This window comes from Tenacibaculum maritimum NCIMB 2154, assembly GCF_900119795.1.
Taxonomy (GTDB): Bacteria; Bacteroidota; Bacteroidia; order Flavobacteriales; family Flavobacteriaceae; genus Polaribacter; species Polaribacter maritimus.
The window spans coordinates 3,370,857-3,390,968 of the sequence record NZ_LT634361.1; the positions used below are offsets into that span (position 1 = coordinate 3,370,857).

General features: G+C 31.5%; 16 protein-coding genes. 11 read left to right on the plus strand and 5 right to left on the minus strand.

The annotated features are described in order from the left end of the window. Nucleotides 1–151: 151 nt before the first annotated feature. On the minus strand, nucleotides 152–2,836 hold the full coding sequence (locus tag MARIT_RS15095; RefSeq protein WP_100211947.1) for a GEVED domain-containing protein: 2,685 nt from the start codon (nucleotides 2,834–2,836) through the stop codon (nucleotides 152–154). Between the two features lie 337 nt (nucleotides 2,837–3,173). On the opposite strand from MARIT_RS15095, the gene MARIT_RS15100 reads away from it, so the two are divergent. The 5 genes from MARIT_RS15100 to MARIT_RS15120 are packed head-to-tail and all read left to right on the plus strand — an operon-like array spanning nucleotide 3,174 to nucleotide 8,820. After that, nucleotides 3,174–4,832: an ABC transporter ATP-binding protein gene (locus MARIT_RS15100; RefSeq protein ID WP_100211948.1), complete on the plus strand. Its 1,659-nt coding sequence runs from the start codon at nucleotides 3,174–3,176 to the stop codon at nucleotides 4,830–4,832. Between the two features lie 58 nt (nucleotides 4,833–4,890). Then, nucleotides 4,891–5,907, plus strand: a complete 1,017-nt coding sequence (locus tag MARIT_RS15105; protein WP_100211949.1) for a sugar phosphate nucleotidyltransferase — start codon at nucleotides 4,891–4,893, stop codon at nucleotides 5,905–5,907. A gap of 5 nt (nucleotides 5,908–5,912) precedes the next feature. Further along, nucleotides 5,913–6,830 (plus strand): tetratricopeptide repeat protein, encoded by a 918-nt coding sequence (locus MARIT_RS15110; RefSeq protein ID WP_100211950.1) that lies wholly within the window; start codon nucleotides 5,913–5,915, stop codon nucleotides 6,828–6,830. Further along, nucleotides 6,827–7,597, plus strand: coding sequence for a DUF4292 domain-containing protein (locus tag MARIT_RS15115; protein ID WP_024741878.1), 771 nt, complete (start codon nucleotides 6,827–6,829; stop codon nucleotides 7,595–7,597). The genes MARIT_RS15110 and MARIT_RS15115 overlap by 4 nt, the downstream gene beginning before the upstream one ends. Continuing rightward, nucleotides 7,597–8,820, plus strand: a complete 1,224-nt coding sequence (locus MARIT_RS15120; RefSeq protein ID WP_024741879.1) for a murein hydrolase activator EnvC family protein — start codon at nucleotides 7,597–7,599, stop codon at nucleotides 8,818–8,820. The genes MARIT_RS15115 and MARIT_RS15120 overlap by 1 nt, the downstream gene beginning before the upstream one ends. Before the next feature lie 117 nt (nucleotides 8,821–8,937). Here MARIT_RS15120 and MARIT_RS15125 read toward each other — a convergent pair whose 3' ends face one another. Together MARIT_RS15125 and MARIT_RS15130 are read right to left on the minus strand one after the other, a co-directional pair. Continuing rightward, nucleotides 8,938–9,447, minus strand: a complete 510-nt coding sequence (locus MARIT_RS15125; RefSeq protein ID WP_024741880.1) for an acyl-CoA thioesterase — start codon at nucleotides 9,445–9,447, stop codon at nucleotides 8,938–8,940. A gap of 73 nt (nucleotides 9,448–9,520) precedes the next feature. Next, nucleotides 9,521–10,423, minus strand: coding sequence for an HU domain-containing protein (locus MARIT_RS15130; RefSeq protein WP_100211951.1), 903 nt, complete (start codon nucleotides 10,421–10,423; stop codon nucleotides 9,521–9,523). Between the two features lie 95 nt (nucleotides 10,424–10,518). Between MARIT_RS15130 and dprA the strand changes: the two genes are divergently transcribed. Both dprA and MARIT_RS15140 read left to right on the plus strand, forming a co-directional pair. After that, nucleotides 10,519–11,619 (plus strand): DNA-processing protein DprA, encoded by a 1,101-nt coding sequence (dprA, locus tag MARIT_RS15135; protein ID WP_100211952.1) that lies wholly within the window; start codon nucleotides 10,519–10,521, stop codon nucleotides 11,617–11,619. Between the two features lie 37 nt (nucleotides 11,620–11,656). Beyond that, nucleotides 11,657–12,715: a hypothetical protein gene (locus tag MARIT_RS15140; RefSeq protein ID WP_024741883.1), complete on the plus strand. Its 1,059-nt coding sequence runs from the start codon at nucleotides 11,657–11,659 to the stop codon at nucleotides 12,713–12,715. 2 nt (nucleotides 12,716–12,717) lie between these two features. On the opposite strand, the gene MARIT_RS15145 is transcribed toward MARIT_RS15140, so the two are convergent. Next, nucleotides 12,718–13,578, minus strand: a complete 861-nt coding sequence (locus MARIT_RS15145; protein ID WP_100211953.1) for a DMT family transporter — start codon at nucleotides 13,576–13,578, stop codon at nucleotides 12,718–12,720. Between the two features lie 206 nt (nucleotides 13,579–13,784). On the opposite strand from MARIT_RS15145, the gene MARIT_RS16110 reads away from it, so the two are divergent. From MARIT_RS16110 to glpK, 4 genes are all read left to right on the plus strand, one after another. Beyond that, on the plus strand, nucleotides 13,785–13,913 hold the full coding sequence (locus MARIT_RS16110; protein WP_262509187.1) for a hypothetical protein: 129 nt from the start codon (nucleotides 13,785–13,787) through the stop codon (nucleotides 13,911–13,913). Between the two features lie 63 nt (nucleotides 13,914–13,976). Further along, a complete protein-coding gene (locus tag MARIT_RS15150) occupies nucleotides 13,977–15,839 on the plus strand; it encodes a tetratricopeptide repeat-containing sensor histidine kinase (RefSeq protein ID WP_024741885.1) in 1,863 nt (620 codons plus the stop codon). After that, on the plus strand, nucleotides 15,832–16,509 hold the full coding sequence (locus MARIT_RS15155) for a response regulator transcription factor (protein ID WP_024741886.1): 678 nt from the start codon (nucleotides 15,832–15,834) through the stop codon (nucleotides 16,507–16,509). The genes MARIT_RS15150 and MARIT_RS15155 overlap by 8 nt, the downstream gene beginning before the upstream one ends. A gap of 477 nt (nucleotides 16,510–16,986) precedes the next feature. After that, nucleotides 16,987–18,471: a glycerol kinase GlpK gene (glpK, locus tag MARIT_RS15160; protein WP_100211954.1), complete on the plus strand. Its 1,485-nt coding sequence runs from the start codon at nucleotides 16,987–16,989 to the stop codon at nucleotides 18,469–18,471. Between the two features lie 385 nt (nucleotides 18,472–18,856). Here glpK and MARIT_RS15165 read toward each other — a convergent pair whose 3' ends face one another. Beyond that, entirely contained in the window at nucleotides 18,857–20,035 is a 1,179-nt protein-coding gene (locus MARIT_RS15165; RefSeq protein WP_024741888.1) for an acyl-CoA dehydrogenase family protein, read from the minus strand. Nucleotides 20,036–20,112 lie beyond the last annotated feature (77 nt).

The window sequence follows — 20,112 nt, forward strand, 5'->3', positions numbered from 1 at the left end:
CCCTTTTTGCAAAAAATACAAAATAAGTATAAATACGGAAATACATATACGTAATCATACGTTTTATAATAAAAAAGAACCATCAAAAAAAGGGTTAGAAAATACTTTCTAACCCTTTTTTGGCAATCTATAATATTGAATATAAACTGATTTATCTTTTCATCAACTTAACTGCTTTTGATTTCTGACCATCATTAACTTCTAATATGTATAATCCTGATTTCAGTTTAGACACATTAATAACATCATTAACAACTCCTGCTTTCACTACCTGCCCAATGGTATTTACAATTTTATACGTTAAACCTTTAGCCGACCTCAATGTTATTTTCACATAGCTTGTAGTTGGATTTGGAAATACTGCTAAATAATCTGCTGATTCATTCCCCAGAGCTTCAATATCTAAGAATTCTGAATCTCTACTTGTTCCTGCTGCGGTAATATTTACGGTATAATCTTCGACCTCGCCATCTGCAAAACTCTCACATGGAGTTGATTTTGAATTATACTTCATAGAAACTCGCATTCTTGTTGATCCTAATTTAGCCGAAGATGGTATCGTTATCTCTGCTGTTCTGTTTGATGAACTTCTAGATGATCCTGAAACTACCTCCTCACTTGATTCAAAAACTCCATTTTGATTAAAATCAATCCATACTGTAAAAAATTCTGTATATGAACTACTTCTAAAACCTGCACTAACAATCAATTGGTTCGTACTTCCTTGAGATACATTCGCTACTTTTGATGTAAAATCTCCATAACCGCCATCTGATGAGCTACTATGACTCATACCTCCTAAAGATACATAATCAATCCACTCATATGTAGAACGATTTCCTTTTGACGAACAGTAATTTAACTCTACTCCCAAAGTTGTAAAAACTAAACTACTACTTGACTCTGAAACATTACCCGCTGCATCCTTTGACTTTACACTATATGAATAAGTCGTATTTGCCGTTAAACCTGTTATATTAGCCGATGTTCCTGTTACTACTCCTATGCTTGATCCTCCATTAAAAATTTCATATTCCTTTACACCTACATTATCCGTTGATGCTAACCAACTCAACGTTGCTGTCGTTTGCGTGATATTAGACACTGACAATCCTGTTGGCGCCGTTGGAGATTGAGTATCAGAATTCGCTCCTACTATACGTATTGTATAATCTTCAACCTCGCCATAAGATATAGCTCCTTCACATGCGCTTGGAGTTGCATTGTATTTTAAAACTACGCGCATTCTTGTTGAACCTTCTAATGCTGATGATGGCACGCTAAATGAACCACTAACTGCAGTATCCTTAGAAGGTGCTTTTGTCCAAACTGTTTCTCCTGCATCTGAAAAATCTCCATCTCCGTTATAATCAATCCAAACACCATAACCCTCACTATATACAGCTCCATTCCATTTTGGAGTAATTTTTATCGTATTTGATACTCCTTTTATTAAATCTGTTGATATTGAAGTGTAATCAGAGTACCCATTACCTCCATCTGAACTATTATCAATACTTCCTAACTCTACACGTTGTATGTACTCATCCGATACATTTTCTCCTTTTGAGGTACAATAGGAAATAGTTACTGTAGAAGTTGTAACACTCACTGATGCACTGTAATTAGAATTTCCTGATGTACACTTACTACGGACCTGAATTTCATATTGAGTTGATGCCGATAATCCACTTAATGTAGTAGATGTCGAAGCAACATCTTTGGTTACCCAAGAAGTACTTCCTGCAATACGATATCTTACGCTATAAGTTGCACCTGATACCGAAGACCAAGTTACTGACACACTTGAAGAAGTTACCCCTGAAGTTGCAACTCCAGTAGGCACTGTAGCTGTACATGTTGCTCCTTCACCAAATTTATCTGATAAAGCTAAACTTCTACGAGAACCACCAGCTTCTAAAATAGCTCTCATTCTATTCTTTTGCCCTACCGTAAATAAATTCATACATGAATCATCAGAATAGTCCATATAATTTTGAACCATATCTTCTGAACCACAAGAATTATGCCCTGTAACACATCCATAATTCGGCGCATCAGACTCTGGCGTATCAGCAACAAAATCATCTGAACCACAAGGTCCATCTCCCCAAATATGACGTAAATTCAAGTAGTGACCAACTTCATGAGTTGTTGTTCTACCTCCATCAAAAGGCGCTTGAGCAGTTCCTACCGTACCGAAATACTGATCTGCCATTACCACTCCATCTGTAGAAGCGTCTCCCCCAGGAAACTGAGCATAACCTAAAATAGTATTTGATCCACTTTTTATATTATCTACAATCCACATATTTAAGTATTCCGCAGTATTCCAAGCATTTACCCCACCTGTAGAAGTTTTTTTCATAGCATCATTAGTTCCCCAAGTAGCGGTACTAACGGCTGTTCTTGTAATTCCTGTTGTTGGATTTCCATTAGGATCAATCGTTGCTAGTTTAAATTCTATTTGAGTATCAGCTGCTTGAGACCATTTATTAGTTGCATCTGAGTTTGTTCTTCTAAAATCTGCATTCAATACATCTAACTGAGATTGGATCTGTGCATCGCTAATATTATTTGTTGAATTGGTATATAATATATGTACAACAACTGGTAGTGTTATTATTTCTCCCGATACCTTTCCATGATACCTTTCTTTCTCTGTAATTTTTCTTTGTGTAAATCTCTCTATTTCTGCCATCTTTCTTTTAAGCTCTGGATCTAAAGATTTACGGTATTCTAAGTTTTCCATTGCATGGCAAGTCCTTCTATCTTGCGCGTAAGTGACACCTATAAAAAGCAGGCTTAAAAATGCTAAAGTAATTTTGTTTTTCATTCTGAGGAGGATAAAAAAATTAATATTAATTAATGCTCAATAAAAAAGCCATTTTAATAAAATAAATATGTTAAAATAACTTAATTTATTAACAAACAGATGGTAAATTTACAAATAAAAAACAAATATCAAAATAAAGAAGTAAAACAACCCACTATAAACCAGCTCATTTATACAAACAACCCCAGTGATTAACTGGGCTGATCTTATTTCAAAAAAAAATATTTTTTTTTAATAAAAACCCGTAGTATTCGTTTTTTTTTGAATTTTTAGTAAAAAAAGGATTCAAAATATATTCTATCAAATATAATTTTAACTTTATCGTTTTTACCTTAGTATGCTAGAAATACAACAATTAAACATTTCATTTAAAAACAATATTGTCATTGAAAACCTTTCTTTTTCTATAGAAAAAAAACAAATTATAGGAATGGTAGGTGAAAGTGGTAGTGGAAAATCTATTAGTTCACTAGCTATCATGGGACTGCTCCCTAAAAACGCATCTCTCAATGGCAAAATATTATTCAATAATAACAACCTAACATCTTACACAAATAAACAGTTTCAAAAAATTAGAGGAAACAAAATTTCTATGATTTTTCAAGAACCTATGAGTTCTTTAAACCCTACTTTAACATGTGGATACCAGGTTTCAGAAGTATTAAAATTGCATTCAAACCTTTCTTCAACAGAAATAAAAGAAGAAGCCCTTTCTATTTTTGAAAAGGTAAAATTACCAAACCCTAAGCAAATTTACAGTTCTTATCCTCATCAAATTAGCGGTGGTCAAAAACAACGGGTAATGATTGCAATTGCAATTGCCTGTAAACCAAAACTATTAATTGCCGACGAACCAACTACAGCTCTCGATGTAACCGTTCAAAAAGAAATTATAAAGCTACTAAAAGAAATACAACAAGAAAGTGAAATGAGTATTCTATTCATTTCACACGACTTGGCTTTGGTTTCTGAAATTGCAGATAAAATAGTAGTCATGTACAAAGGAAAGGTTGTAGAAAAAGGAACAAAAAAAGATGTTTTTGTGTATCCTAAAAAGGATTATACCAAAGCTCTTATAAATTCTAAGCCCAAATTATCTGCGCGTCTTAAAAAGCTACCCACAGTCTTTGATTTTATGAATAATAATGTTGATTTATCTATTTACTCACAAGAGAGTCGTGCTGTTTTTCATAAAAAACTATATCATCAACCTCCCTTACTTGAAATCATTCATCTTAACAAACAGTTTATTTCTAATAGTTCCTTTTTTCGTACCCCAAAAATTACTCATGCTGTTAATGACGTTTCTTTCAAGATCTATGAAGGAGAAACTTTAGGTTTAGTAGGAGAGTCTGGATGTGGGAAAACCACCTTGGGCCGTACTATATTACAGTTAGAAAAACCTACATCGGGTCAAATTATATACAAAGGAAAAGACATTCTCAAACTTAAAAAAAGAGAGATACAAAACTTAAGAAAAGAAATACAAATTATTTTTCAAGATCCCTTTTCTTCACTAAATCCAAGAATAACTATAGGAGAAGCAATTCTTGAGCCAATGCGAGTACATCGTATTTTACCCTCCAAAACAACCCGAAAAGAATACGTGATAAAATTATTAAAAAAAGTTGGTTTATCTGAAAATCATTTCTACCGCTACCCTCATGAATTTTCGGGAGGGCAGCGCCAACGTATAGGAATTGCAAGAACAATAGCACTTCAACCAAAGTTAATTGTTTGTGATGAATCGGTTTCGGCCTTGGATGTTTCTGTTCAAGCACAGGTACTAAACCTTTTAAATCACCTAAAATCTGAGTTTAATTTTACGTATATTTTTATATCTCACGACTTATCTGTTGTAAAATATATGGCGGATCAACTGGTTGTTATGAACAAAGGGAAAATTGAAGAAATAGACGATGCTGATATCATTTATAGAAATCCCAAAACCGAATATACTAAAACTTTAATCGATGCTATTCCTAAAGGAATTTAAGCTTTCACAGTATCGCAATTAATAGTATATTGCATATTTAAAAACGAAAAGACAGTTCATGAAAATAATCGTACCAATGGCCGGAATCGGCTCTCGTTTAAGACCCCACACATTAACTATCCCCAAACCGTTGACTGTTATTGCAGGAAAGCCAATTGTTCAAAGGCTCGTAGAAGACATTATCTCTGTAGTAAACCAGCCTATAGAGGAAATCGCCTTTATTATAGGCACTACAGCAAAAGGTTTTCCAACAAACACTGAAGAAACCCTAAAAAATATTGCAGCTGAGCTAGGAGCTAAAGGCTCTGTATATGTTCAAGAGCAAGCTCTAGGAACGGCACATGCTTTACACTGTGCTAAAGAATCTTTGAGTGGTCCTTGCGTTATTGCTTATGCAGACACTCTATTCAAAGCAGACTTTACGTTAGATGCTAATGCTGATGGTGCTGTTTGGGTAAAGCAAGTGAAAGACCCTAGTGCTTTTGGCGTTATAAAATTAAATGATGGAGTTATCACAGACTTTGTTGAAAAACCAAAAGAATTTGTATCTGATTTAGCAATTATCGGAATCTATTATTTTAAAGACGGTGATAAAGTTAGAGAAGAAATAGAACATTTAATTAACAACGACCTAAAAGAAAATGGCGAGTACCAATTAACAAATGTTTTAGAATCTTTAAAAAAACAAGGTGCTCAGTTTATTCCTGGAAAAGTAGATGTTTGGATGGATTGTGGTAAGAAAGATCCTACCGTAGACACCAACAAACAAGTTCTAGAGTTTGAAAAAGCCGAAGGAAATAATCTAGTATCTAACGATGTTATTTTAGAGAACTCTGAAGTCATTCAACCTTGCTTTATTGGTAAAAATGTAACATTAAAAAATACCAAAGTAGGTCCTTTTGTTTCTATCGGAGCAAATAGCACTGTTGATAACTCAACTATTACAAACTCCCTTATTCAATCAAATGTTCAGATTTCAAACGCAAAATTGGACAATGCTATGATTGGAAATCATGCAAAATACAACGGTGAATACACATCAGTAAGCATCGGAGATTATACTGAGTTAATTTAAAAGATATGTTAAAAAGGATTGTGCTTATTACTTTTATAGGATTATTGTGCAATCCTTCTTTCTCTTTTGCGCAAAGCGAAAGTTCTTTGGTTGTTTTGGAGAAACAGCAAGTGGCATTTCAAGATTTTTTCTTTAAAGCACTCTCTAACAAAGCAATTGAAAATTACCAAAAAGCAATTGAAAACCTAGAGAATTGCAACCAAATTATCCCTAATAATAAAGCTGTTTTATTTGAATTTTCAAAAAATTACTTAAAACTTAATCGTTTTTTTGAAGCTATTGAATATGGAAACAAAGCATTAAAAGCAGCTCCCCAAAACCTGTGGATTTTAGAGCATTTAGTAACTGTCTATAGAAAAAACAGAGACTTCACTGAAGCTATCAAAATCCAACAAAAAATTATTAATAAACACCCTCTCAAAAAGCGAAAACTCGTTTTTTTATACTTAGAAAACAGAAATTATAGTGCCGCTAAAACTGTTTTACAAGAACTAGAAGAAGCTAAACTACTGACTCCTAGATTGCGTAGAATAAAAGATAGCCTAAGAAAAAGAGAAGTAGCCAATAAATCTAAAAAAAACACTGTAAACAATTACAGCTCTGAAATCAACAAATCGTTTACTCAATTAAAAGAAATGTTGAATAAATATAATAGTACTCAAAACAATGCTCACTTATTAAAATATAGTCAAAAAGGAATTGACTTATACCCTGCCCAGCCTTTTGTTTACTTGATGAAAGCAAGAGCTTTAAATAATCAAAAATCATATAAAAAAGCGATTGAAACTTTACAAAATGGCATTGATTTTGTTATAGACAATCATGCTATGGAGGTCAGCTTTTATTTAGAATTAGCGAAAGCTCACCAAGGAATTGGGAATATAAAAGAAGCTAAAAAATATCGTAAAAAAGCTAAAAAATGAAAATTTTAAAATATATTTTAATTTTAAGTGTTGTTTTTACCTCTTGTAAAACTACTAAGAATGCCATTGGTAAAAATGTTGCTTCCAAAAAGACGTCCACTAAAAAAATTATACGAAAACACATCAATGCTAACTTCGATAAAGAGAGTGTCAATGCTAAGTTTAAAGTTCATTACAAAAATTCAACTGAGAATATTGGATTTTCAGTTCAGCTGAAAATAAAAAAAGACGAAGTCATATGGTTAAAAGGAAAAAAATTCATTACTGTGTTTAAAGCTAAAATCACACCAACTACAGTAAGCTACTATTCTCCTTATAAAAAAGATTATTTCGAAGGAGATTTTTCACTTCTAAAAAAACTATTAGGCATTGATATCAATTTCAATCAGTTACAAAATATGTTATTAGGACAAGCTATACTGGATCTTAAAGAAAAAAGACACACAAGTACTATCTTAAATAATTCTTATGTCCTTTCTCCTAAAAAACAAGCGAGCTTATTTGACATATTTTATCATATAAACCCTTCTCATTTCAAACTAAACAAACAAACTTTAATTAACCCTTCAAAAAACGAACGATTAGATATTTCCTATCCAAAATATTCTTTGAAAAATGGGGATATCTTTCCGCAAGAGATAAAACTCAAAGCAACATCCCCTAATGCATTCACCAATATTACAATGGTTACTAAATCAGTTGCTTTTAACACACCTCTAAATATTTCTTTTCAAATTCCTTCGGGCTATAAACGCATTGATTTCTAGTGACTAAAAAAACACATATATCATTCCTTATTATTATTTGCTTAATTAGCTTTTCTTCTTTTTCACAAACAAGAAGGCAATTAGAAAATAAGCGAAAAAAATTAAATAACGAAATTAAAAAAGTTAACTCTCTTCTTTTTAAAACAAAAAAAGAAAAAACGAATGCTTTAGATGACTTAAAGGATTTAAATCAAAAAATTAGTGTTCGAGAACGCTTAATTGAAACTATTAATTTGGAATCCCAAGAGCTTCTTAAGGAAATAAATACTAACAAAAAGCAACTTGATAAATACCACGAAGAGCTTACTAATTTAAAGGCTGATTATGCCGATATGGTTTTAAAATCTTATAAAAGTAAATCGCAACAAAGCAAAACAATGTTTTTACTTTCCTCTAAGAGTTTTTATCAAGCCTATAAAAGATTACAGTATATGAAACAATATACTGATTTTAGAAAGAAACAGGGAGAGGAAATTATTATAAAAACCGCTTTTGTCGAAAAATTAAACGACTCACTAAGTGAAAGAAAAAAGATAAAAGAACAGCTAATTATTGCTGAAAAAAAGCATAAAGAAGAAATAGAAACTGATAAAGAGCAGCAAGAAGAGCTAATTTCTAAAATAAAAAAGCAAGAGAGTAAGTACAAAAAAGAGCTAGAAAAGAAGCAGCAAGAAGAAAAAAGGATCGCTGCTAAAATTGATAAGATCATTAGAAATGCAATTGCCAAGGCAAATAGAAATAGAGCTAAAAAAGAAAAAAATGCCAAAAAATCTACTGGTTTTGTACTAAATGCAGAGGAAAAAACATTGAAAAAATATTTTGAACAAAATAAAGGAAACTTACCTTGGCCTGTTAACGGCTTGATCACACGAAAGTTTGGAATACAACCACACCCTACCTTCAAAGGCATCAGTATTAATAGCACAGGACTGCATATTGCCGCTAAAAAAGGAGATCATGCCAAATCTATTTTTAACGGGAAGGTGCTTGCCGTTCAATTATTATCAGAAGGAAGAAAATCAATATTAGTGCAACACGGTAACTACATTTCAGCCTACAACAATCTTGAAGAAACTTACGTTAAAAAAGAAGATAAGGTGGTAACAGGCCAGCGATTAGGTAAAATTTTCACTAACAAAATTACAGGTAAAACCAAACTTGCTTTTGTGCTATTTAAAAACACAAAACGTCTAAACCCAGCTAACTGGATACAAAAAAAATAATCTTATTTTCAATCTAAAAGTGAATTAATCATCCAACAAAATACTATAAGCTATTATAGCTTCCATGTAAGATTTATACACTAACCTTTCAATTTTAGATATAAAAAAAGCGCTATTTTATACAAATAACGCTTTTAATTCTGTTGCTTCTTTCGGATCCATTTTATTTGCCAGTATCAAACTCAACTGCTTTCTACGTAGCGCTCCATCAAATCGCTTTTTCTCTAATTCTGTTTCTGGTATAATTGGTGGAATAGGCACAGGTTTACCTGTTTCATCTACAGCTACAAAGGTATAGATTCCTTCATTTACAGAAGTTTTCTCACCTGACTGACGATCTTCTATCCAAACATCAACATACACCTCCATAGATGATTTAAATGCTCTTGAAACTTTAGCCTCAACAGTAACTACACTTCCTACAGGTACACTCTTATTAAAGGCTACATGATTTACAGACGCTGTAACAACAATTCTTCTAGAATGACGTCTAGCAGAAATACTACAAGCCCTATCCATTCTAGCCAATAGTTCTCCTCCAAAAAGATTATCCAAATAATTTGTTTCACCAGGTAAAACAAGGTCAGTAAGTACGGTTAAAGACTCTTTAGGTGATTTTGCTCTCATGAATGTTTTTTAAAAAACAAAGATATACAATCCCCTTTACAAAAAAGCGTATTTTAGAACTCGATTGTTAAAATTATTTTACTAACAACCACGCATCTTTTGAAAAGTTTTCCTGAATTTCCTTAAGGTTTTTTCTAGCTTCTTTTTTTGTTTCATAACTATCAAAAACTACTTGAGTAAGCCCCCAAGAATTTTCTCCTAAAATATAAGAATCAAATCCTTTTTGTTTTAGTTCATTTACCTTATTCTCTGCATTCTCTCTAAGTTGAAAAGCACCTGCAACTACATGAAATTTCTTAATAGTTACTTTGGTTAGGTTTAAATCTATTGCAGGTAAAGGATTATCTATAACAAAAGTTGCTGATTGGATTTTATCTTGTAATTTTTGTTCCTCTGAAACTTCTCCTTGGTTTTGAACTCCAACCCATCCTGTATATCCTAATGTTAATAAAATTGCTGCCGTTGCTGCATACTTTATAAAAACAGGAATTCCTTTACGTTCCTCCTCTTTTAGTTCAGAATCAGATATCAAAGACTTCACTTGACCTTTATATTCTGATCGTTTCACTGCTGACGATGCAAAGGTAGCTAAACCAAAAGCATCCGTTAAAAAGTTAGCAGTAGTATTGGGTTCAAAAATTAATTGTTCTTTTTCGTTTAAAGACAAGCTACCTATATCTCCTATTTTTAGAGACTTTGATTTTAGTTCTTTATTCCATTTTTCAACTATACCTGCTATCTTCAAAGAAGCTTCTTCAAATGAAATTTCCTCTGCTTTCACAATATAATTAGCTAACAACCCATCGTTATGTTTTAAATGCGAATTAAACGTAATCTGCTTCGTTGGTGGAGAAAAAGTATGTGTAAAATCATTCACTTTCGCACCAATTTTATTCGTTACAAAACCTCCAAATCCAGGTATAATTACACAATCGTATCTGTACAATAAATCGTTAATATAGTTGTCTAATCTCATAAATACAAAGATAGTTTTTTTGCAAAAAGTAATTTAAATCTTATTTATAATTTATTAACAATTATTTTGTATATTGATTTTCAATTATTTGCTATATGAAATCAGAAAAACTACTTGCTATCTTAAGACTACAAGCCACTAAAAGCATCGGAGATATTGTTGCTAAAAAACTCATTAAAACAATTGGAAGCGCTGAACAGATCTTTAAAGAAAAGCCGCATACCTTACAAAAAATAAATGGTATTGGATCTTGTATTACGAAACAATTATTTAATCTTAAAAACAAAAAAAAAGCAGCAAAAGAATGCGATTATATTTTAAAAAACAATGTTCCTTTCTCCTACTTTCTGTCTGATACTTACCCAAAATACCTTAAGCACTGTATTGACGCACCTATTTTAATTTTTAAAGATGGAAACTTAAATCTTAAAAATGATAAAATTATTGCCATTGTTGGTACTAGAAACATTACTTCCTATGGACGTGATTTCTGTCATCAATTAATTGATGGGTTAAAAAATTACAACCCTATTATTGTGAGTGGTTTTGCTTATGGAATAGATATTTGCGCACATAAAACTGCCATAAATAACAAGCTACAAACCGTAGCTATCCTAGCACATGGATTAAACCAAACCTATCCTAAATCGCATAAAGAGTATATACATCAACTAAATGAAAAAGGAGGTTTTATAACCGAATTTTGGCATAATGAAACTCCTTTTAGAGAAAGTTTTTTAAAAAGAAACCGAATTATTGCAGGCATTTCTAAAGCTACAATTGTTATAGAATCGGCTGAAAGAGGGGGTTCTTTAGTTACAGCAGACATTGCGAATTCTTACAATCGTGATGTATTTGCTCTTCCCGGAAGAAATACAGATATATACAGCAAAGGCTGTAACAACCTTATAAAAAACAATCAGGCACATTTATTAACTTCCTCAGAAGATATTGCTAAAATGCTAAATTGGGATCTTCCCAACAACAAACCCTCAATCCAAACCAAACTATTTACAGAATTAAATGAAGATGAAGAAAAAATATACAATTATCTATGTTCTAACGGGAAACAACTATTAGATACAATCGCATCGCATTGCAACATCCCTACCTATAAATTATCATCTATTCTATTACAAATGGAATTAAAAAAACTTATAAAGCCTTTACCTGGTAAACTATTTGAAACCATTTAGTTTTTATCCTTATTTTTGATTTCACTAATACAAACTCATGTCTTCAGAAGAAAAATTAATGTCGCAAAAAAAACCTGCTTTTCCTGTTACAAAGCAGCTGAACGATTATTTGGTTGAATATAATAGAAATATAAAAATTCCTATTTTTTATGACGATCTACTACGTTTTCAAGGTTCTATCGTTGTATATGATAAAAATGATGTGGATACTCTTTGGGTTCGTACTTATTATTCTGAATTTGAGCGTCAAGAAATAGATTTGAGTTTAAAAAAAGTTTATACAATCTTACACTCCAATGGAAATGAAGATACTATTCCTTTTTTAAATATAGATGCGATTGACTATTGTACGTTTGGTAATTCAAAACCTTTTCGAGTAAAAGTTAGAAATATACTGAACGATAATTACACTTATTTTTATGTAAAAAAGACTGATGCCTCTCGTATTTACGGCTTAGAGTTAGAGCATATATTATCACCTTATAATCTTAATTTCTTAGTATATAAAGACACCTTAATAGAAGAGCATATTGCAGGAATTCCTGGAGATGAGTTTATCAAAAGTTTTTTACCGAAGTGCACTCCCTCCGAAAAGGCTCAAATAGCAAAAGAGTTCGTAAAATTTAATGAACGTTGCATGATAAGACTGTTAGGAGATATGCGTTCGTATAATTACGTTATTGTTCCTGTACACGATTTTGACCATGTTGTATATCGAATTAGAGCTATTGATTTTGACCAACAGTGTTTCGAAGGAAAATTTAAAGTTTATTATCCCCAATTTTTCAAAGAAAATTTTCAAATGGTAGCTTTAGTTGGAGAAAAACTACAAAACTCTTCAATAGATCAATATAAATTAGAAGAACGGTCTATAGTTGCAAAACGGATTCTAAGCTCAGAAGACAGAATCTATGAGTTGATTTCTTGTATGAAAAATGATACCATATCAACACCTAAAAACATTAATTTACTAAAACATCAAATTTTTAATTTTACCAAAGACGTACATTTTAAAAAAAGCAAAAATATGGGCGAAATTATAGCTACTGCTTTAGATTTTGTAAAACGAAATTACGAAAGTGTTACAATGAGATAAACCTATTCTTCTCCACCTCTGACGCTTTCAATAATTACGGTTGTTAAAATTAAACCTCCCCCTATAAAAGTCTTCCAAGTAGGTATTTCGTTTAAAAAAGTATATGCTAAAACAACCCCAAATACTGGTTGAATACTACTAATAATACTGGCTGTAGAAACTGTAAAAAACTTAAGAGAACGCACCATTAAACTATGCCCAATAGCAGTGGTTAACAAGGCCAATAACAGCACATATGGAAACTGATTTACTATTTCCGAAAAATCCATAAACAACAATACAGGGCTCAAAAAAACAGTAATAATTAATGTCTGATAAAACATTAGCATTGTTCCATTATAATTAGCTGTAAATGGTTTTAAAATTAAGATTCTAATTGCATAAAACAGCGCTGATAAAAGTCCCATCAAAATCCCTTGTACATTTGAATTTCCTAGATTAAAATCTGGCCTTAAAATATAAATTCCAATCAAAACTAGCATGGCTAAAACAATGTGTACTGGATTAAATTTCGTCTTAAAAACAACAGGTTCTAATAACGTTGTGATAATAGGAAATGTATATAAAGACAACATCCCTAAAGCTACATTTGAGAGCTTCAATGCATAAAAATAAGTTATCCAATGCATTGCCATAAAAACACTGCTAATAATAAAAGGAATATAATGGTTACTAGAACTTATCGTTAGCTTCACTTTCTTAAATTTGCAAAATGCATATAAAAAAAGCATTGCTAGTGACGAGCGAAACCAAATAATTACTTCAGGAGACATTTTAATATACTTTCCTAAAACTCCAGAAGTACTTATAAATAAAGTAGCTAACAATAAAACTAGTAGGTGTTGAATATGTTTTTTGTGCATATTAAAATCTATTTAAGGTTGCAATAATAACAAAAACACTTTATAGATTTCTATCTTACACAAGGCATCCAAAGAAATAAAACCTAGGAGCTTCTAAATAATTACTATGTATTTATTTGCTAGTTTTAAATAAAAAAGTAACTTTATAAAACATTTACAGTCCCCCCTTAAAAGTTAAAATAAGTGTTTAATTTAAAACTGTAAAAATGGAAAACAAAACCCCTTTTACGAATGAAAATGAGTTAGCAACCGCAATTTCCCTATCCCCTTCTGATACCAGCATTGACTTAGATACTGGTGGTGATGGTGGGAATGATGGTGATGATCCAAAATAGAAATCATTTATAATTTAGTAAAGAATTAAAACCACCTCTTGGTGGTTTTATAATATTATATGAATGTATCGTTCTATTCTCTTTTTATTCCTCATACAATTTACATACGGGCAACAAAACTATAAAATTGATAGCTTAAATTATATCAAAGATAGTATTTCATACAAATCCTGTATAAGAACAGCATTGTCTTATTTTAAGGAAAGGCAATTAGATTCTTTTAAAAAATACAGTATAAAGTCTTACCTATTATCAAAAAAGATAAATAGCCCTCGTAAAACTCAAAAAGCTCATTTTTACTTAGCTACTTACTATAAGTATAAAGAAATGTCTGACAGTGCGTATTACCACTACCATAAATCAAAAAGCATTTTATTAAAACTTAAAGATACGATTACCGCAGGTAGAAGATTGTTTTCTATAGCAAGGATTCAATTACGAGAAAAAGACTTACTAGGAAGTGAAATATCCTCTATCACAGCTTTAGAATACGTAGAAAGTTCCAACCTATACAGAATAAAGCATCAAATAATTAACAACTTAGCACTAACATTACAAGAAAAAGGCGCACCTTATGAAGCGCTAAAATTTTATGATATCAGCCTAAAAGAATTGCGTAAAGACTCTTTAGAAAACACTCCATTAAAATTAAATATTATCAACAATAAAGGGTTGGTATATCAATCTATTAATCAACAAGGAAAAGCGATCTCTTATTTTAAAAAAGGGTTAAGCTATGACAGTATTAAAGAAAAATATCCTATAAAGTATGCTTTATTACTGGAAAATTTAGCTTCAAGTAATTTTTTATTAGGCAAAAACAAAGGTGTTTTAAATCAATATTATGAGGTTCTTGCCATTCGTAAAAAGTTAAAAATTCTTAAAGGAATAAGCACAACACATCTAAATATTGCAGATTATTACAAACGCTTTAACCAACAGCAAAAAGCTTTATTTCATGCAAAAAAAGGGCTCTTATACGCAAGAAAAACGGATAACAATAAACGCTTATTAGAAGCTCTAAAATTACTTTCAGAACTCACTACAGATAAGCAATCTACACAGTATTTGCGACAGTACATACAACTAAATGATAGTTTATTTCAAAAAGAGCGTACTTTGAAGAATCAATTTGCAAAAATCAGATATCAAACAGATAAAAAAGAAAAGGAAAATAACATTTTGAAATCTGAAAATGAGAAAAAGCAAGTTGAGATAACGTATCAAAAACAACAAAAAACTATTGGATGGCTGATTGCTATTTTAAGCTTATTTACGCTAGGAATCAGTATCTCTCTGTTTATAGTTCGCAGAAAAAAAATGATTTATCAAACGCAATTAGAAAAAGCACAAATCAGAGAAAGAGAACGTCAGCAAATAGCAAAATCACTGCATGATGAAGTTGCTGGCGATCTATTTTTATTGCATCAAAAACTAGAAAAAACAAATCAACCAGAACTTGCACAAAAACTAAGTATTGTAAAAAGTAACGTCCGAAACTTATCACATCAATTGAGCAGTATTAGTTTTGATAAAGTTTCTTTCGAAGATCAGGTTATTAATTTAATTACAGATTATTTCGAACCTAATTTTAAGATTTTTCCTACTGGTTTATTGGATCATGACTGGGCAAACATTAACGAACCTATAAAAAGAGTTCTTTACTTAAGTACTAGAGAATGTATTCAGAATAGTAAAAAATATGCAAAAGCCTCTAAAGTAGTAGTCCATTTTTCAACGCGTAAAAAAAGTGTTCATTTAAATATTTCTGATGACGGAATTGGATTTGATATAAGGACTAGTAAAAAAGGGATAGGTTTACAAAACCTACAAGAAAGAGTTGAAGAACTCGGCGGATCCCTTCTAGTTAAAAGCAAAATTGATAACGGAACACAAATATCCATTCGAATACCATTAAATGTCTAAAAAAATTAAACTACTTATTGTTGATGACCATCAATTAATTATCGAAGGAATTCTTTCTTCTTTAAAAAAAATTGACCATTTAGAGGTAGAAACTTCTAAGTCTTGTGATGATGCTTTTTTCAAAATAAAAACCAATCAGCATAATGCTCCATTTGACATTCTTTTTACAGACTTGAGTTTTGATAACACAACATATGACACCATACTAAACGACGGAGAATCTTTAATAAAAAAAATTAACGAAGAAAAAATTCCAATTAAAATAGGTATAATTACCGGACATTCTGAAACGAATAGAATATATAATGTTATACACAACCTTAATCCTTCTGCTTATATTTTAAAAAGCAAATGCGACAGTGCCGAACTTAACTTTGCTATTCAAAAAATAATAGCAAACGAAACTTATTATAGCCATGAAATTCACAATAAACTATTAAAACGAGCTATTGTATTGATCCAAATGGATGACATTGCTACTCAAATATTAAAAGAACTTCGAAAACATCCTAAAATCAGTAATCTGGAAGGTCTTATTTTAAAATCAGATGGAAGCCCAATAAAACTAAGAGCTATTGAGAGTAAGCTCGCCAAATTAAGAATTGATTTAGATGCCAACAATAATACCGATTTAGTTTTAAAAGCTATTGAGCTCGGTCTTATTGACTAAAAACTTAGCTATCACCTTATTAAAAACGCGGAAATCCGCATTTTTAAAAACGGAAAAACCAATTATTAACCTCCTCTTCTCATGTATCTTTGCTGTAGTATTTTATTTTTTATTGGGGAATGAAAAATAAAAAGGGGAAGGAAACCTTCAAGATGATCTTGAAGGTTTTTTGTTTTATACAAACTAACCTAACAAACAGACTTCTAGCTGCGGAAACATACATTTTTATTTGCGGAAAACACACTTTACATGGATTGTATGTAGAGTATATTTGCAGGGAATCTAACACTTAATTGGGGGAAATTCAGAAAAAAAAGAGATTATAACCTTTTACAATTTATAAATTGTAAAAGGTTTTTTTGTATTTTAACTCTTCTTCTTATTTCTATTCTCTTATAATTGTAAATCGCACTGTTTTATAAAACCTTTTATTTTAAACATATTATTGTAAATTGCTAATCCAATTTATGAATTAATATGACTGGTAAATATATCATTGCTCTAGACCAAGGAACTACAAGTTCTCGCTCGGTGGTTGTAAACGAAAATGGAGAAATTATAGAAATGGCTCAACAAGAATTTGAGCAAATATTCCCAAATTCAGGCTGGGTAGAACACAATCCTCTAGAAATTTTAGAAACGCAATTATCTACCTTGAAGAAAGTCATATCAAAAGCAAATATTAAAGCTTCAGAAATTGCAGGAATTGGTATTACCAATCAACGAGAAACTACTGTCATCTGGAATAAACATACAGGAAAGCCAATTTATAATGCTATTGTTTGGCAAGACAAGCGAACTTCTGATTTTTGTAAAGAATTAAAAAATAAAGGGCTATACTCACACGTAAAACAAACCACAGGATTAATTATAGATAGTTATTTCTCTGCAACAAAAATTCATTGGATATTAAATAATGTTGAAGGAGCTCATGAAGAAGCTAGAAAAGGAAACCTTCTTTTTGGAACTATTGACACCTGGTTACTTTGGAATTTAACGGGTCAAAAAGTACATGCTACTGATTATAGTAATGCATCTCGTACTATGCTATATGATATAAAAAACTTATGTTGGGATGATACTTTATTAACGGAACTCAATATTCCTAAATCTATTTTACCGACAGTGAATCCGTCTTCTTTTCATTTTGGAGATTACACCTTAGATGAATACAAAATTCCAATCACAGGAATTGCAGGCGATCAACAAGCTGCTCTATTTGGTCAAGGATGTTTTCATAAAGGAGAAGCCAAAAACACCTATGGAACAGGATGCTTTATGCTAATGAATATAGGAGAAAATATTGAGTTTTCTAAAAATGGTTTACTAACTACAATTGCTTGGGGAATAAACAATAAAGTTTATTATGCTTTAGAAGGTAGTGTATTTATTGCTGGTGCTGCAATACAATGGCTAAGAGATGGACTAAAAATTATCAATAGTGCTGAAGAAAGTGAAATTTTTGCAGCTGATATTAAAGAGGAAAACCCTGTGTATGTTGTTCCTGCTTTTGCTGGACTAGGAGCTCCTTATTGGGATATGTATGCAAGAGGAGCAGTTTTCGGACTAACAAGAGATACAGGAAAAAAGCACTTAATTAAAGCAACACTACAATCATTAGCATACCAAACCAAAGACATTTTAGACGCTATGCAAAATGATAGTAATACCCATCTAACTTCTTTAAAAGTAGATGGAGGTGCTTGTATTAATAATTTATTAATGCAGTTTCAAGCAGATATCCTAAACACCAATGTTGAACGGCCAAAAACAACAGAAACAACCGTTATGGGAGCTGCTTATTTAGCTGGAATTGGTATTGGATTATGGAAACAAAATGACATCCTAAATAAAAAAATAGTTGACAAGAATTTTATTCCTAATTTCCCTTTAGCAAAAAGAGAAAAACTGTATAAAAAATGGCTAAAAGCAGTAGAGAGAACTAAAAACTGGATCGACTAGCAATCCTATACTATGTATTAATTTTAAAATATAACTTACTTTTTTACAAAACTGATATAAGTCATGTTTTATACGGTTTATGCGCTATAACTTTGTACCAAACGCAAAATGTGTTACTCACTATTAGACAAAGTAAATTATTGTCGTTTTTATTTGGTATTGTGTAAAAATTGGTAGCCCTTTAATTATACTTACTAATAGTAATAAAAAAAGTAGCACCGTGGTTTTTATGGTTAACGTAAAAGTGTTCTAACTTCATTTAGAACACTTTTTCTTTATAAGAATCTTATGTAAACCTATTCTTAATATATAATCAACTCCTAACATTAAATCTTTTTATACAAAACAACTAATCATTAAGGGTCAATTTTAACTCAAAATAAAACTATTTAAAAGCGTTAAAACCTGTGATATCCAATCCTGTAATTAATAAATGAATATCATGAGTTCCTTCATAAGTAATAACACTTTCCAAGTTCATAGAATGGCGCATTATTGAATATGCACCACTAATTCCCATTGCCCCTAACACTTGACGAGCTTCTCTTGCTATATTCAATGCCATTGCTACATTATTTCGCTTCGCCATTGAAATTTGAGCTGAAGTTGCTTTGCCTTCATTTTTCAAAACACCCAATCTCCATGTTAATAATTGCGCTTTTGTTATTTCTGTAATCATTTCAGCCAATTTCTTTTGCTGTAATTGAAACTGACCAATTGGTTTTCCAAACTGAAAACGTTCTTTACTATAACGCAATGCTATATCATAGCAATCCATTGCAGCTCCTATTGCTCCCCATGCTATTCCATAACGAGCAGAATCTAAACATCCTAACGGAGCTCCTAACCCTGATTTATTAGGTAATATATTTTCTTTAGGTACTTTTACATTATCAAAAATTAACTCCCCTGTTATGGAAACTCTTAACGACCATTTATTATCTGTTTTAGGTGTAGAAAAACCTTCCATTCCTCGCTCTACAATTAATCCATGAATACGTCCTTCCTCATTTTTTGCCCAAACAACCGCTATATCAGCTATTGGCGCATTAGAAATCCACATTTTTGCACCATTCAACAAAAAATGATCTCCCATATCCTTAAAATGAGTTTCCATACCTCCTGGATTAGAGCCATGATTCGGTTCTGTTAAACCAAAACTACCAACCCATTCACCAGAAGCTAACTTCGGCAAATATTTTTTTCGTTGGGCTTCACTCCCATAATTAAAAATTGGCCACATTACCAGCGATGATTGAACGGAAGCCGTTGATCTAATTCCACTATCTCCTCTTTCTAGTTCTTGCATAATTAACCCATAAGAAATCTGGTCCAAACCAGCTCCACCATATGCTTCAGGAATATATGGACCAAAAGCACCTATAAGACCTAATCCTTTAATCAATTGTTTTGGAAACGCTGCTTTTTGAGCATACTCTTCAACAATAGGAGAGACTTCTTTTTTAACCCACTCTCTTGAAGCTGTTCTTACTAATTTATGCTCTTCATGTAATAATTCATCTAATTGATAATAATCTGGCGCTTGAAATAAATCAGGTTTCATTTGTTCTTATTTTCTATCAAAAGTACTATAAAAAATATGTTTTTTAAGCTTTTTAGCATGTTTACATTGCTTCTTTT

Bases quoted from the DNA above. Each gene is read 5' to 3' on its own strand.
- MARIT_RS15150 (WP_024741885.1), top strand. From the start codon at position 13,977: ATGTATCGTTCTATTCTCTTTTTATTCCTCATACAATTTACATACGGG.
- MARIT_RS15165 (WP_024741888.1), bottom strand. From the start codon at position 20,035: ATGAAACCTGATTTATTTCAAGCGCCAGATTATTATCAATTAGATGAA.
- MARIT_RS15095 (WP_100211947.1), bottom strand. From the start codon at position 2,836: ATGAAAAACAAAATTACTTTAGCATTTTTAAGCCTGCTTTTTATAGGT.
- MARIT_RS15155 (WP_024741886.1), top strand. From the start codon at position 15,832: ATGTCTAAAAAAATTAAACTACTTATTGTTGATGACCATCAATTAATT.
- MARIT_RS16110 (WP_262509187.1), top strand. From the start codon at position 13,785: ATGGAAAACAAAACCCCTTTTACGAATGAAAATGAGTTAGCAACCGCA.
- MARIT_RS15130 (WP_100211951.1), bottom strand. From the start codon at position 10,423: ATGAGATTAGACAACTATATTAACGATTTATTGTACAGATACGATTGT.
- dprA (WP_100211952.1), top strand. From the start codon at position 10,519: ATGAAATCAGAAAAACTACTTGCTATCTTAAGACTACAAGCCACTAAA.
- MARIT_RS15140 (WP_024741883.1), top strand. From the start codon at position 11,657: ATGTCTTCAGAAGAAAAATTAATGTCGCAAAAAAAACCTGCTTTTCCT.
- glpK (WP_100211954.1), top strand. From the start codon at position 16,987: ATGACTGGTAAATATATCATTGCTCTAGACCAAGGAACTACAAGTTCT.
- MARIT_RS15110 (WP_100211950.1), top strand. From the start codon at position 5,913: ATGTTAAAAAGGATTGTGCTTATTACTTTTATAGGATTATTGTGCAAT.
- MARIT_RS15125 (WP_024741880.1), bottom strand. From the start codon at position 9,447: ATGAGAGCAAAATCACCTAAAGAGTCTTTAACCGTACTTACTGACCTT.
- MARIT_RS15105 (WP_100211949.1), top strand. From the start codon at position 4,891: ATGAAAATAATCGTACCAATGGCCGGAATCGGCTCTCGTTTAAGACCC.
- MARIT_RS15145 (WP_100211953.1), bottom strand. From the start codon at position 13,578: ATGCACAAAAAACATATTCAACACCTACTAGTTTTATTGTTAGCTACT.
- MARIT_RS15115 (WP_024741878.1), top strand. From the start codon at position 6,827: ATGAAAATTTTAAAATATATTTTAATTTTAAGTGTTGTTTTTACCTCT.
- MARIT_RS15100 (WP_100211948.1), top strand. From the start codon at position 3,174: ATGCTAGAAATACAACAATTAAACATTTCATTTAAAAACAATATTGTC.